The 13,998-nt window shown below is 62.5% G+C and carries 12 protein-coding genes and 1 other RNA gene; 3 read left to right on the plus strand and 10 right to left on the minus strand.

Annotated features, from left to right (window positions below):
• Nucleotides 1-18: 18 nt before the first annotated feature.
• Nucleotides 19-2,130, plus strand: a complete 2,112-nt coding sequence (locus L1075_RS00970) for a S9 family peptidase (protein WP_246939218.1) — start codon at nucleotides 19-21, stop codon at nucleotides 2,128-2,130.
• 77 nt (nucleotides 2,131-2,207) lie between these two features.
• Here L1075_RS00970 and L1075_RS00975 read toward each other — a convergent pair whose 3' ends face one another.
• From L1075_RS00975 to ffs, 7 genes are all read right to left on the minus strand, one after another.
• Nucleotides 2,208-2,654, minus strand: a complete 447-nt coding sequence (locus L1075_RS00975; RefSeq protein WP_040243842.1) for a YcgN family cysteine cluster protein — start codon at nucleotides 2,652-2,654, stop codon at nucleotides 2,208-2,210.
• Between the two features lie 3 nt (nucleotides 2,655-2,657).
• Nucleotides 2,658-2,948 (minus strand): YcgL domain-containing protein, encoded by a 291-nt coding sequence (locus L1075_RS00980; RefSeq protein ID WP_075368918.1) that lies wholly within the window; start codon nucleotides 2,946-2,948, stop codon nucleotides 2,658-2,660.
• A 12-nt stretch (nucleotides 2,949-2,960) separates the two neighbouring features.
• Nucleotides 2,961-4,088 carry a ribonuclease D gene (gene rnd, locus L1075_RS00985; RefSeq protein ID WP_246939221.1) on the minus strand — a complete coding sequence of 376 codons (1,128 nt, stop codon included), beginning with the start codon at nucleotides 4,086-4,088 and terminating at the stop codon, nucleotides 2,961-2,963.
• A gap of 28 nt (nucleotides 4,089-4,116) precedes the next feature.
• On the minus strand, nucleotides 4,117-4,728 hold the full coding sequence (gene recR, locus L1075_RS00990) for a recombination mediator RecR (protein ID WP_040243845.1): 612 nt from the start codon (nucleotides 4,726-4,728) through the stop codon (nucleotides 4,117-4,119).
• 3 nt (nucleotides 4,729-4,731) lie between these two features.
• Nucleotides 4,732-5,058: a YbaB/EbfC family nucleoid-associated protein gene (locus L1075_RS00995; protein ID WP_040243846.1), complete on the minus strand. Its 327-nt coding sequence runs from the start codon at nucleotides 5,056-5,058 to the stop codon at nucleotides 4,732-4,734.
• Between the two features lie 45 nt (nucleotides 5,059-5,103).
• Nucleotides 5,104-7,155 carry a DNA polymerase III subunit gamma/tau gene (dnaX, locus tag L1075_RS01000; RefSeq protein WP_246939225.1) on the minus strand — a complete coding sequence of 684 codons (2,052 nt, stop codon included), beginning with the start codon at nucleotides 7,153-7,155 and terminating at the stop codon, nucleotides 5,104-5,106.
• A gap of 171 nt (nucleotides 7,156-7,326) precedes the next feature.
• An RNA gene (gene ffs / locus L1075_RS01005) (signal recognition particle sRNA small type) lies at nucleotides 7,327-7,423 on the minus strand.
• Between the two features lie 224 nt (nucleotides 7,424-7,647).
• Between ffs and L1075_RS01010 the strand changes: the two genes are divergently transcribed.
• Together L1075_RS01010 and L1075_RS01015 are read left to right on the plus strand one after the other, a co-directional pair.
• Nucleotides 7,648-8,871 (plus strand): ATP-grasp domain-containing protein, encoded by a 1,224-nt coding sequence (locus tag L1075_RS01010; RefSeq protein ID WP_075368921.1) that lies wholly within the window; start codon nucleotides 7,648-7,650, stop codon nucleotides 8,869-8,871.
• A gap of 69 nt (nucleotides 8,872-8,940) precedes the next feature.
• Nucleotides 8,941-10,926 (plus strand): hypothetical protein, encoded by a 1,986-nt coding sequence (locus L1075_RS01015; RefSeq protein ID WP_246895208.1) that lies wholly within the window; start codon nucleotides 8,941-8,943, stop codon nucleotides 10,924-10,926.
• Nucleotides 10,927-11,023: 97 nt separating this feature from the next.
• Here the strand turns inward: L1075_RS01015 and L1075_RS01020 are convergent, their stop codons facing one another.
• The 3 genes from L1075_RS01020 to L1075_RS01030 are packed head-to-tail and all read right to left on the minus strand — an operon-like array spanning nucleotide 11,024 to nucleotide 13,973.
• Nucleotides 11,024-12,538 carry a tripartite tricarboxylate transporter permease gene (locus L1075_RS01020; RefSeq protein WP_246939230.1) on the minus strand — a complete coding sequence of 505 codons (1,515 nt, stop codon included), beginning with the start codon at nucleotides 12,536-12,538 and terminating at the stop codon, nucleotides 11,024-11,026.
• Nucleotides 12,538-12,990 carry a tripartite tricarboxylate transporter TctB family protein gene (locus L1075_RS01025; protein WP_040243853.1) on the minus strand — a complete coding sequence of 151 codons (453 nt, stop codon included), beginning with the start codon at nucleotides 12,988-12,990 and terminating at the stop codon, nucleotides 12,538-12,540. The genes L1075_RS01020 and L1075_RS01025 overlap by 1 nt, the downstream gene beginning before the upstream one ends.
• The gene (locus tag L1075_RS01030) at nucleotides 12,987-13,973 is read right to left on the minus strand and encodes a Bug family tripartite tricarboxylate transporter substrate binding protein (RefSeq protein ID WP_246939233.1); all 987 of its coding nucleotides are present in this window, start codon (nucleotides 13,971-13,973) and stop codon (nucleotides 12,987-12,989) included. Before L1075_RS01030 ends, L1075_RS01025 begins: the two co-directional genes overlap by 4 nt.
• Between the last annotated feature and the right edge of the window lie 25 nt (nucleotides 13,974-13,998).

Consider the following 13,998-nt stretch of genomic DNA (forward strand, 5'->3'; position numbering starts at 1 on the left):
CATGGTACACCGCTGCACATGAAAGCACAGCCGCACATCCCTGCGCTTCACGACGCGACCCAACTCTCGCCGGTCGCACGCTTCAAACGCAAGGACGATCCTCACTGGCATTGGCTGGAGAATCGCGACGACCCCGAGGTGGAGAGCTTTCTCGAGCAGGCCAACGCAGAGTCCACCGCCTGCTTCGCGCCCCTCGAGCCGCTCGTCGAGACGCTCTACGCTGGCCACCTGGCGCGTCGCGAACTGGCCGTCGATGGCCTGCGCACGCCGCTCGATCACCATACCTACTGGAGCGAGACCGCCCACGACGCCGACTATCCGATATGGTGGCGTCACCCCAACCACGACGCGTCTCAGCGTGAATGCGTGCTCGATGTCCAGGCCCGCGCCCAGCACCACGACTTCATGGAAGTCGCCGATATGGCCATCGCCCCCGATGAAAACTGGCTGGCGTGGACCGAGGACACCAACGGCGACGAGAATTTCGATCTCTTCTTGCGCGTCCTCCCAGACGGCGAGCCTCGGCGCCTGCTGACCGATATCGGCCCTGAGCTATGTTGCGCCGAGGACAACCGCAGCCTGCTGTTCACGCGTTACGACGACACGCAGCGCCCGGACAGCGTCTGGCGGCTGGATATCGAAAGCGGCAAAAGCGCGTGCCTGTTCCGTGAAACGGATGCCGAATTCTGGGTGGGGCTAGGCAAGACCCGTTCACGCGCTTGGCTGGTGCTGGAAAGCGCCTCCAAGGACACCTCGGAGTGCCACCTGATCCCTGCGGCAACGCCCGATACCCCGCCGCGCTGCGTACGCGAACGCGTCAAAGGCGTCGAATACGGCCTCGAGCATCGCCCCGGTCACTTTTACATCCTGCATAATCAGGACGCACCGCATTTCCGGCTCGATATCGCAGCCGAGTCCACGCCGGGTGACTGGACACCGCTTCTCGACCACCAGGAGCACCTGACGCTGGAGGGCGTCGATGCCTTTGCCTGGGGGCTCGTCATCACCGAACGCGACCACCGCGAGGCCCAGGTACACCTCAGCGTGGTCACGCTCGACACGCAGACACCGATCAAGCGTCGGCTACCGCTGCCCGAAGCGCCCTGCAGTCTGATCCTGGGCGATACACCCGATTTCGACACCCGCCGCCTGCGTCTACACGAGGAATCGTTCATACTGCCGCCGCGCTGGATCGAGCACGATCTCGATACCGATGAGCGCCGCCTGCTCAAGGCCCAGCCCGTGCACGGCGACCTCGCTCCCGAGCAGCTGGTGTGCCGCCGCCTGTGGGCCGAAGCGCACGACGGCGAACGCATCCCGGTCTCTGTCGTGGCACGCGGCGACCTTATCGAGCAAGGCCCACTGCCGACGTTGCTCTATGGCTATGGCGCCTACGGGGAAGTGCTCGATCCGTGGTTTTCCGTGGCACGGCTCGAACTGCTGTCGCGAGGCGTGGCATTTGCCGTCGCCCATGTGCGTGGTGGCGGGGATCGGGGCGAACCCTGGTACTTGGCCGGCAAGCTGGCGCACAAGGAAAACAGCTTCCGCGACTTTCTCACCGCGCGCCATGCCCTGGTAGCGAATGGCGTGGCGGATGCGCATCGCATCGCCGCCTATGGCGCTAGTGCCGGTGGGCTGCTGGTGGGCGCTAGCCTCAATCTCGAACCGGACGCGTTCTGTGCCGCCGTGCTCGACGTGCCGTTCGTCGATGTACTGCGCACCATGGAAAACCCCGACCTGCCGTTGACGACCGCGGAATACAGCGAATGGGGCAATCCCAATGAGCCCGAAGCGAAACGCCGCATTCGCGACTATTCCCCCCTCGACAACCTCGTCGCGCAGCCCTACCCCACGCTATTCCTGCAAGGCAGCTGGCACGACTCGCGCGTGCCCTACTGGGAACCGGCCAAACTTTACGCGCGGCTGACCGAGATCGTCTCACAACTGCCCGCCGCCGAGCGCCGCCCGGCGGGTGGCCGCCCCATCCTCCTGCGCACTGACATGGCGGCCGGGCATGGCGGTGCCTCGGGACGCTTCAAGGCCTGGCACGACAACGCCCGCCAGGACGCCTTCCTGCTTTGGGCCCTGGGCCTCGCCGACAACGAACTACCCGCTGACCGAGCGGACTGACGCTCCGTAATGAAGAAGGCCCCGTACTGGGGCCTTCTTCGTATCATATCAATCACCGCGCCATGCCACCGAAAACGTCACTGGCACGGAATGATGTCGATGATGTGGTCCTCGAGCGCCTCGGCGGCCACCTCACACTCGCTCACCGCGAAGTGGCGCACGCTCTTCTGCTTGCGATGCATGCGCTGTGCATCGCCCGCGATCAGCGGATGCCAGGCCGCGAGCTTGCGCCCCTCGGCCAATCGACGATAGGCACACGACGCCGGCAGCCAGTGAAACGCCGCCAGGTTGTCTCGGGTCAACTTGGTGCACCCCGGCACGTGCTCGAAGCGATTTTCGTAATCGCTGCAACGGCACGTATCGATATCCAGCAGCTGGCAGGCCACGTTGAGCGTAGCGACATCGCCGCTCTCTTCGTCCTCAAGCTTGAGCAGGCAGCACAGACCGCACCCGTCGCAGAGGGCTTCCCACTCTTCATCGTCGAGCTCTTGGAGAGAAAAGCGTTCCCAGAAACGTTCACGCATGGGTCAGTACCGCGCCTCGGTAGGCGCCTTGTATAAATCCAGCATGTAGGCCTCGCGCGCTGGCGGCATTTGCAGATAGAAGCCTTGTGTCTCGATGGCGGTCAGCACGTCGCTCGCCTTGGCCCGCGCTAGCGACTTGTCGTCACTGAGCATCATCACGGTCACCGGTACCGGTTTGCCGAACCGCTCGAGCAGGGCTTCAGGCACATCCGTCAGCCCTCGTGCACGATCCACGTATAAATACATCTCGTCGCGACGCGGGCTCTTGAAGATTTCACACAGGCGTCTTGTCATCGTCGTAGCCTCTCAGTGGTCCGTCAGGGCCTGGGTGAATGCGTCGCCGAGCAGCGTGCCACGCCATCCCTGGGGCAACGACAGCGGCACTCCGTCCAGGTCCGCCATCACCAGCGCCTCGAGATCACGGCGATTGGCGAGCACTTCCGGAGCGATATCCAGACGCTCGGCCTCGCGGTTGACGACGCTCTTGAGCGCCTTGAGCCGCGACTTGAACGCCGATGAATGCGGCGGCGGAAGCGGTGCCGGCAATGCCTCATCATCGAGGTGAACGGCTTCCTGCACCATCGCCAGCAACGTATCGCCGTCATGTTTGATCAGCTTGGGCCTGACGCCCTCGATCGTCGAGAGCTGATGGCGGTTGCGCGGCATTTCCACCGCGATCGCGAACAGGATCTTATCACTCGCCAGCCAACCCCGTGGCAGATCGCGGCGTCGGACTTCGCCTTCTCGCCAACGCGTGAGCGCTTGATAAAGCGCCAGCTGACGCGGTTCGAGCCGCCACAGCTGGCGATGACGCCGATACCACTGTTCGTCGGCGTCGCGGTTGCGACGATTGGCCTCGCACAGGCGCGTACACTCCTCTTCGAGCCAGGCCAAGCGTCCCTGTTGTACCAACGCGTCGCGCTGCGCCTGCCAGACAAGCGGCAGATAGACCACGTCCAGCGCGGCATAGCGTAGCTGTGAATCGGACAACGGACGCTGCAGCCAATCCGAGCGCGTTTCCTCCTTGGGCAACACGTCGCCGGTCCACTGCTCGACCAACCGCTGATAGCCTAGCGATGCCTGGGTACTCAGCAGACTTTGTGCTACCTGCGTGTCGGCGATCGGCGCGACGGCGACATCCGCCCAGCTCTCCAGCACTTCGAGGTCTTCGCCGCTGGCATGCAGCAACTTGAGCGGTCCATCGGCCCCCAAGAGCGCCTGCAGAGCGCTATCGGCCGCCACGACTTGCGGATCGATCAGGAAGGCCTCATCGCCGCCGGCGTAGAGCTGCACGAGCGCCGCAATGGGAAAGAACGTCGACTCGCGGTGAAACTCGGTGTCCACCGCTAGCCAATCGGCGTCGGCCAGCGCCTCGCACGCCTCAGCCAGCGCGGTGGGCGTTTCCACCCAGCGAATCTCGAAACTCGGGGGCATCCCGTATCCTTGTTGACGATAATGAAGGTCAGCTCGACTCTTGCGCGAACGGCAAACGGCCATTGAAGGCGCGGCTCAGCGTGCCGCCATCCACGTATTCCAGCTCGCCACCCATGGGCACGCCATACGCCAAACGTGACAGACGCACGCCAGTACCGCGCAGTTGCTCGGCGATATAGTGCGCGGTGGCCTCGCCTTCCACGGTGGGATTGGTGGCCAGAATCAATTCCTCGATGGCGCCGTTCGCGAGCCGCTCATCGAGCTGATCGAGCCCAATGTCTTCGGGGCCGATGCCATCCAGCGGCGACAAATGGCCGTGGAGCACGAAATAGTGGCCGCGATAGCCGCCGGCCTGCTCGATCGCCAGCATGTCGGCTGGCGATTCGACCACGCACAGCAGCCCTTCATCGCGCCGTGCATCCTCGCAAATGGTGCATAGCGGCGTCTCTGTCAGCGTGCGGCAACGCTGACAATACCCCACCTGTTCCAGTGCCTCGCCCAATGAGGCGACTAGCCGACGGCCGCCATCGCGGTCGCGCTCCAGCAAATGCAGGGCCATGCGCTGCGCGGTCTTGGGGCCCACGCCCGGCAACACACGCAGCGTCTCCAGCAGTTGATCGACGAGAGGAGAAAACGCCATCGCTTAGAACGGCATCTTGAAGTCCGCCGGCAGGTTCATCCCTGCGGTGACTTCTTCCATACGCTCCTTGGATGTCGTCTCGACCTTGCGCACCGCGTCGTTGACGGCGGCGGCCAGCAAGTCCTCGAGCAATTCCTTGTCTTCTTCCATCACCGAGGGGTCGATATTCACGCTACTCACGTCGTGACGACCGTTCATGGTGACTTTGATCATGCCGGCCCCGGCCTCGCCCGTGACTTCTGTCTCGGCGATTTCCTCCTGGACCTTCTGCATCTTTTCCTGCATTTCCTGGGCCTGTTTCATCATGTTGCCCATTCCGCCCTTCATCATGATCATATCCTCAAGGAGTTCTAAAAAGTCAGAGCCACCAACGACTTATGCATCGGAAGCGGCGCCGTCGGTCGGCGTCACGCTGCGTTCCAGCAAGTGAGCGCCAAAATCGTGTTCTAGCATCTGAATATGCGGGTCGCGGCGCAACGCTTCAACCGCCTGGGCATGACGCTCTCGCGCCAGCCGCTCGCTTTGCGAACGCGGCGTGTCCAGATCCTCGGGCAGGGCCTCGACCGTGACATTCAAGCGCCGCTCGATGCCCTGATCGGCCAAGGCCTTGGTGAGACGCTCGACATGCACATCAGCCAGCATTGCCCCCTGCGAAGGATCCAGCCGCAGTGCCAGCGTCTCGCCGTCGTCGTGCTCGATGATGCAGTGCGCCGCCAGGTTACGCGTTAGCCCACCCAGCGCCAGTGATTCGAAAACCGCCAGCCAACGCGCGTGGTCGAACGTGCCCGTTTCGGGCGTGGCGGCGACGAGTGCCGGCGTCGCGGTCACGGGATCAGGCTCATCCGTCTCTGCGGCGGCATCCATCGCCGGGGCCTCCGGCGCGGCCGCGGATGGCGCGAAGGCGGCAGGCTCGGAGGCGGCAGGCGCCGGGGCATCGTCGAGCGCCCAAGGCGGCGCATCGTCCACATCGGCGACGTCGGCGGCGTCCGCCTGGCGTTGCGCCTCGTCTTCGAGCGCGGCATCGACAGCGTCATCAGGGACGTCAGCCACGGGAGCCGACGCCTCCTCATCTACTGCGGGCGTCTCGACTTCAGGCACTTCGGTCTCCGGCAATTCTTGCGGTACATCTTCACCGCTATCTCCCGCTGCGGGACTGCTATCATCCGCCGCGGGTGCCGGGGTTTCGGGAGGCAACGGCTCGCTAGGTGAAGGCGCCGGCTGACTGGGCGCATGCTCAGCCGCTGCGGGCTGGCCAGGCGCGGAGGCCGCTGGGGTGCTCGCTGCGGCTTCGCCTTCCGCCGCACCGCGAATCGGCAATGGCGTCTGCGGCGGCTTGGGCACGCCCTGGGGCCGGAACGCCAGCATGCGCAGCAGCGTCATCTCCAGCGCGGTGCGCGGGTCCGGCGCGCTCTCCATGTCGCCGCGCCCCTGCAGCGCGATCTGATAATAAAGCTGCACATCCTCGGCGGTGAAGCGCGCGGCCAATGGCAGCAGGGTATCTCGATCGCCGTGGCCGTTATCCAGCGCATCCGGCACCATCTGGGCGATGGTCAGGCGGTGGAAGATGCCGGCCAGATCGTCGAGGATACCGCCGAAATCCGGCCCTTGCTCAGCCAGGCTCGCGACTTCTTGCAGCACCCGCGCGGCATCGACCTCGGCCAGCGCCTCGGCCAATGCCAGCAGATGACGATGATCGAGCGTGCCCAGCATCGCCGCGACATCGGCATGACGCACCTCGCCCTGCCCGAAAGCAATGGCCTGGTCGGTCAGACTCAAGGCGTCGCGCATCGAGCCCTCGGCGGCCTTGCCCAACAGCCACAGCGCCTGCTCGTCGAAGGCCACCGACTCGGCCTCGAGAATCTGCGTCAGATGCCCGACCACGCGCTCCGGCGGCATGTTCTTGAGCGTGAACTGCAGGCAGCGCGAAAGTACCGTGACCGGGAGCTTCTGCGGGTCGGTGGTCGCCAGCAGGAACTTGACGTGGGGCGGCGGCTCCTCGAGCGTCTTGAGCAGCGCATTGAAACTGTGCGTGGAAAGCATGTGCACCTCGTCGATGAGGTACACCTTGTAACGCCCCTGAGTCGGCGCGTACTGCACGTTGTCGAGCAGCTCGCGGGTATCCTCGACCTTGGTACGCGAGGCGGCGTCGACTTCGATCAAGTCGACGAAACGCCCCTCGTCGATCTCACGGCACGTCTCGCATTCACCGCACGGCACGGAGGTCACGCCCTGCCGACAGTTCAGGCACTTGGCGAGAATCCGCGCCAGCGTCGTCTTGCCGACCCCGCGCGTGCCGGTGAACAGATAAGCATGGTGAAGACGCCCCTGATCGAGCGCGTTGACCAGCGCACGCGAGACATGCTCCTGGCCGACCAGTTCATGAAACGTGCGCGGGCGCCATTTGCGGGCCAGAACCTGGTAACTCATACCGTCGGGATGTCCTTGCAGATCGGGCCGATTCCCACCTGGCAGCACCGAGCACTCGACACAGAGGGGAAGATCGTTAAAGCGTCCATTCTAGCGGGTAGCGAGAACTTCGACGAGGGGCGAGTCGACATCGAGGCCGAACAGGAAAACGGGGGGACGAAATGGAGGCGGCCCCATCAGCCACATCCCGGCACACGCAGCCACCACTACCGTTGCTCCCTTCCGGGCCTGGCGGGGTTCGCGGTTTAGCGTTGCGGGAGGACCGACAGGGCCACCACAGTGCATCCGGCTGACGAGCGCTTTTACAGGTCGCCACCGAAACGTTCGAACATGAGGAAAACGCCATGCGCTTTCAATGACTTGCCTCGAACGCCGCAGCACTATAACAGCGCGCTCGCCGGTCGGCAAGACATCAAACAATCCAACGCCCACCCGGCATTATAGGCTAGGCTGGAAAGGCACGGCTCTTTCCCGCGTTCAAGGAGAATGACCATGGAAAAATCCCCCGACAAGGGACATATCGCGCTTCTGGGCTGGAGCCTGAATGCCATCGAGGCCGCCGAAAATTTCGACCGGCGCTATGTCGTGGTGGCACCCGATTGGGCCGAGGAATACTGCAAGGAGCACGCGATTCCCTACGTACTGTGGAACTTCGAGCGCCTCAACGACCGCTCGATGGAAATCGCCGAGACGCTCCAGGAAATGGGCGTCGACGTCGCCATTCCGCTTTATGAAGAAACCGTCGAATGGGCCGGCGCCATCAATTCGGTGCTACTCGACAACCCTCGTCTCTATGGCCAAGCCTTGCTGTTGCGCGACAAGGCACTGATGAAGCGCCGCGCGCAATTGGGCGGGATACGCGTGGGCATTTTCGAGGAAGCACATGACAAGGAAGACGTCATCCGCTTCCTCAAGCGCGTCAACCAGACGCTGCTCAAGCTCGATGGCGATCCCAACGATCCGATCCACCTCAAGGCCTTCGACAAGGCCGGCTGCCTGGGGCACCGGGTGATCCGCACGCCGGACGAGGTCGATACCATCCCCGAGGAAGAATTCCCGGTGCTGATGGAATCGCACCTCGATGGTTGGGAATTCGCCGTCGAGGCATGGATCCACAACGGCAAGATCCGTTTTCTCAACATCTCCGAATACGTGACCCTAGGGTATTCGGTGTTCGTCCCGGCGACACCGGAACTCGAAAGATACCGCGAGTCGATCACCCGCCAGATCGAGAAGCTGATCAAGACCTTCGACATCGATTTCGGCTTCGTCCATCCGGAATACTTCGTCACCAGCGATGGCGAGATGTACTTCGGCGAAGTCGCCTACCGCCCACCCGGTTTCAAGGTCTTCGAGCTGCTCGAGCGGGCCTATGGCTTCAACGCCTATCAGGGGCTGATCCTGTCCTTCGACCCCAAGACCACCGAACAGGAAATCACCGATTTCTTCCCCCGCGAAGTAGTCGATGCCAAGGGCGTCGCCGGCTGTTTCGGTGTCTACCCGCGCCGCCGGGTGGTCAGCCGTTTGGAGATGCCCGAAGAAACCGAAGATCATCCCTACTTCGAGTCTCATGAATTGACCGCGCCGCTCGAGGAAACCGTCACCAAGCGGACGGCTTTCGGTACGCACTGGGGGCTTTTGTATTTCTTCGGTGATGACCCGCACACCATGCGAGATTTGCTCAAGCATCAGGAAGAGCTCGACTTCTATGTATAATCACGCCTGTACTCTTGGGCAAAAGGAGCCCTTGTGACGAGCCACGACGAACAAGCGCCGGATAGCGCCATGTTGGACGCCGCGCTGGCCAAGCTCGACGAAGCGGTCGAGATCCTCGCCAACGCCCGCGATTTCGCCAAACCCGGCAAGCTACGCCGGGTCTTCGACGGCGCCCGCAAGGTGATGCTGCAACCCGGTGGCTGCGCCGCCATCGAAGCGCGCGCCCAAGCGATCGAGGCCGCCGGCATCTTCGACGGCTCCGACTGGGCCCAGCCGCAGATCCTAATACCGTCGCTCACCGTGCACTCTCTCAAGAGCCCCGAGAGCGACACAGTGGTGCTCGAGGCGCTCAGCGAATTGCGCCTACTCGCAGTGGCTCAAGGCCGCTACGAACATGCATTGATCTCCACTGAGCAAGCGCACCACTATCTCACCCAAGTACTGGCGCTCAATCTAGAGCTGTTGTTCAGCGCGCCTAGCGAAGCCGAGCGCGAAACCCAGGGTCGCCTGGCACAGTTGACGCGTGGCCTGTTCGCACACCTGGCCGAAACCATCGGCTACGAACATGTCATCGACCAGATGATCGACGAGATCTGGCGCATCCTTCAGCAGCGCCCCATCCAGGTCGATGCGATCAAGCGCATGATCACCCAGATCGCCATCTGTCAGGCCAATCCCGACATCGATCTGGGCACCAGTGGCCAGGGCGCCGACCGCCTGGTCAGCAGCCTCTTCGGCGCGACCCAGGCATCCCGCGAGGACCCCGGCGTCGAGATCTACCTAGAGCGCCTGCAAGCGATGGATAGCGGAGCCCTGCAGTACGAGGCCACCGGCTTCGCCCGCGCCATGCACGATACCGGGCTGGTCTCGGCCTATCATGCAGTACTACTGCGCTACCTGCTCGACCAGGGCGATCATCTGCTTGCCGAGGCGCTGGGCCTATCAGCCACCGGGCGCGACTGCCTGCTTTGCTACCGCCAACTGGTTCAGGCGCTCATCGAGGAAAGCATCTTTCCCGAAACGCCCCAGGCGGTGTATGGGCTGGCGCTGATGCTCGAGCGCGGTATCCTCTACCAGCCGCCGGTCGCGCCCGCGCTGTGGCGCCAGATCGGCCTGCCGGTCTCGGCCTGGTCGCAGGAACGCATCCGCATGGCCTATGGTGACGCCGTGGCGCCCCGCGCGCGGCTGCTCGAAGGCGTGCTGTGCATGCTTGGTCTGCCGCTGGGCGTTGGCCAGGGCAACAATCCGACCTGCCAGTCGGCCCGAGCGTTATCGATGTGGGCCTATAACGACCCCGACTACCTGCTGCAGATGGTTACCTGGGCAGCCCGCGACGACGAGATCATCATGCATTTCGAGGGCATGCCGCTGTCGTCGATGGCTAGTCTATCTGGCGTGGCCACCGCCCTGCCGTTGGATCTCGACCCGGTATCGCTGATCGTGGTGCCACATCTCGATCGCATTTACGCCGAGATGGGCCGGCGCTGCGTCGGCCGTGAGGGCGACCCTCATCGTTGGGTCAATCCGGAATTCCATGGCTGGTGGGCCGGCCGCGGCTTTCGCATCAATGTCGACGTAAAAACCGGCCAACTCCAGGACCTCGACGCGTTCTTGCGTCACTTCTATGCCAGCTACCACCCGTATTACAACGGCAATCAGCCGCTGATCCACCCGCAGCCTGCCGGCATTGCAGTGACCGATAGCGCGGCACGTTTCATCGGCTGGCACGCCATCACCCTGCTGCGGGTCAACCTGGATCCCCAGGACGTCATGCGCGCCTACTTCTTCAACCCCAACAACGACAGCGGTCAGGATTGGGGAGGCGGCGTCAAAGTCAGCACCGCCGGTTGCGGCGAACGCTTCGGGGAGGCGTCACTCCCCTTCGAGCAATTCGCCTCACGTCTTTATATCTTCCACTACGACCCGCTGGAACACGGCGAACTGGCCCAGATCTCCCAGGCCGAACTCGACCGGGTGACCGATCATATTTACCGCAGCTGGGGCGCCGATCGCGTCCCCGCGACGAAACTACAGGCGCTCTCCTCCCCGCATTGAGGTCATAAACGACACTCGCCCCCACCAGCTTACCGGTAGGGGCGAGACACGTGCATCGTACCTATTAAATCGTACTTAGCAGACGTCGAGGCTCGAATTAATCGACATTCTCCTGCGCGGCACGCATGCGACGTCGCAGGACCGGCCCCACGACCACGGGCAATACCAGTCCAATGATGGCCAGCGCCCATAGCGTTATCGACAGCCCACTACTCCAGAGCACACTCCATTCGCCGTTGGAGATTGTTAGCGCATGGCCCAGGTTCTTTTCCATTTCCGGCCCCAGCAGCAAGCCCAAGATGATCGGTACCAGCGGGATCTCCAACTTGCGCAGGATGTAGCCCGCCACGCCGAAGGCCACCATGAAATAGAGATCGAAGGCGGAATTACTGATCGAGTAGATACCCACAAACGCCACCATGGTGACGATCGGCAGCAAATACTTGGGCGGCACCGAGAGCAGCTTGACGAAGATGCCCACCAACGGAATGTTGAGCAACAGCAACAAGAAGTTACCCACCAACAAGGCAGCGATGACCCCCCAGACGATATCGGCATTCTGGGTGAACATCATCGGCCCGGGGGTAATGTTCATCGAAATCAGCAGCGCAAGCAGCACTGCCGTCGTGCCGCTTCCCGGAACGCCGAGCGTGAGCATGGGGACCAAGGCGCCGGAGGATGCACCGTTATTACCCGCCTCGGGCGCCGCGACACCGCGCGGATCACCCTCGCCGAAACGTCCCTTACTGCCCAGAACCTTCTTCTCGAGGGTGTAGCTGATGAAGCTACCCAGCGAGGCACCGGCCCCCGGCAACACACCGGAGATGAAGCCCAGCACACCGCCACGCAGCGTAGTGGGGAAGATGGAGCCGATCTCTTTCCAGGACAGCGAGAGCTTGTTGACCTTCATGGGCCCCTTACCACCGCCGGCACGACTTTCGATGAAGAACAGCAGCTCGGAAATCGCGAACAAGCCAACGATGGCGATGATGAAGTCGACGCCCTCGTAGAGCTCCAGCACACCGAAGGTATAGCGCTGGGTGCCTGTGCTGTCGATACCCACCGTCGCGATCATCAACCCGATGGCAGCGGCCAGGATCGTCTTGACGGGATTCTTGCCCGTAATGCCTCCCAGAGTCGCGAAGGCCAGTACAAACAATGCGAAATACTCCGCAGGCCCAAACGTCAACGCGAACTTGGCCAGCAACGGCGCCAACAAGATAAGGCCGATAGTGGCGATCAAACTCCCCATGAAGGAAGCAATCGCCGATATCGCCAATGCCTCGGCGGCCTTGCCTTTCTGGGCCATCGGGTAACCGTCGAGACAGGTCATCATCGCCGGTTCATCGCCAGGAATATTGAGCAGTATCGACGAGATGCGCCCACCATACATCGCCCCGGCATAAACGGAGGTCAGCATGATCAGTGCGGTTTCCGGCGGCAGGCCCAGAGTGAAGGCCAGCGGGATCAGGATGGCCACACCATTGGCTGGCCCCAACCCCGGCAGCGCCCCGATCAAGGTACCCAGGAAGGCCCCGATCAAGGCGAACATCAGGTTGTGTGGCGCCAAGGCGACGCCAAACCCATCAATCAGATAGCCCAGGGTTTCCATCAGCTTCCCTCCAGTACACTCAACACGCCCAGCGGCAGGGACAAATCAAGGCCGATCGTGAACAGAAAATACACCACGATGCCCGCGATCAGACCCGTGACGTAGGCGCGAATGGGCGCCGCCCCCATACGCCAGCACAGCGTACCGACAGCCAGAGTCGTGGTGATAATGAAGCCCAGGGGCTGAAGCAACAGCACATAAGCGATCAACACCACCACGGCGATCAGCAGTTCCAGCCCTGTGCGCATCGGTGGCCATTTTGATCCCGGGTCGGGTTTGACGATCAGATACAGACTGCTCAGTGCGAGCACCACGGCCAGCAAGAAGGGAAATGTCTCGGGCCCGATGGCCTCGCCTCCTCCGAATGGTTCGGGAAACTGAGTGGCGCCCCAGCCGTACGCGACGGCCAGGACGAGCATCAGTAGACCGAAGACGCGGTCATTGCATTTCATTTAATTAGCCCGATTTCCTTAGAGAGCTCTTGGATATCCTGGATCTGCTTTTTCACGAATTCGTTGAACTCATCGGCACTCTTATGGAACGGCATCAGTCCGTTCTTCTTCATGAGTTCTTTCCATTCGTCGCTGGCGTAGACGGTGTCCATCGCATCGATCCAGTACTCACGAGCGTCATCGGAAATATCCGCCGGCATGTAAAAACCACGCCAGTTGGGGCCCAGCGCATCGATACCCTGCTCACGTGCGGTAGGAATGTCGCTGAATTCGCCAGGCAAGCGCTCTTCCGAGAGCACGGCCAGGATGCGCAGATCACCGGATTCCATGAAGCCTTTGGCCTCGGAAATGTCACCGGTAAACGCATCAACGTGCCCGCCAACGACTTGAGTCAGTGCCTCGCCGCCGTTGTTGTAGGAGAGGTAAGGAATCTTAGGCAACTTGCCGACATCGGCCGCTTTCGCCGCGATCAGCACCTTGAGATGGTCCCAACCGCCCTTGGCACTACCACCGGCGAATTTCACCGCTCGCGGGTCGTCCTTGAGGGCATCCATCAGATCATTGAGATTCTCGTATTCGGAATCCTTGCTTACCGCAATGACGCCGTAATCGGCACCCAGTGCGCCGATCCAGTTGACCATGTCGGCGTCCATGCCCTGAAACTGGCCCTGGGCCAGACGCGTGGTGGTGGCCGTGGAGGCGGCGACCAGCAACTGCTCGTCTCCGGCCCGCTTGCTCACGGTGTGTGCATAGGCCACCCCACCGCCGGCGCCGGCCATGTTGAGGGTCTGCACGCTGCGCGGCACGAGGTCGAGATCCTCGAGGACATTGCCAATGCTGCGGCAAGTGAAGTCCCAGCCGCCGCCCGGATCGGAGGGCGCGATGCACTCGACCTTGCCGGACGGTTCGAAGGCCATCGCCGTACTGGCACCTAGTGTCAGTACGGCCGCCATGACGATTTTGAGCGGCGTCTTGAAAGCCATTGTTGTTATCCCCTTTGAGCGAGAA

The organism is Chromohalobacter beijerinckii (assembly GCF_023061185.1).
In the GTDB taxonomy this organism is placed as follows: domain Bacteria; phylum Pseudomonadota; class Gammaproteobacteria; order Pseudomonadales; family Halomonadaceae; genus Chromohalobacter; species Chromohalobacter beijerinckii.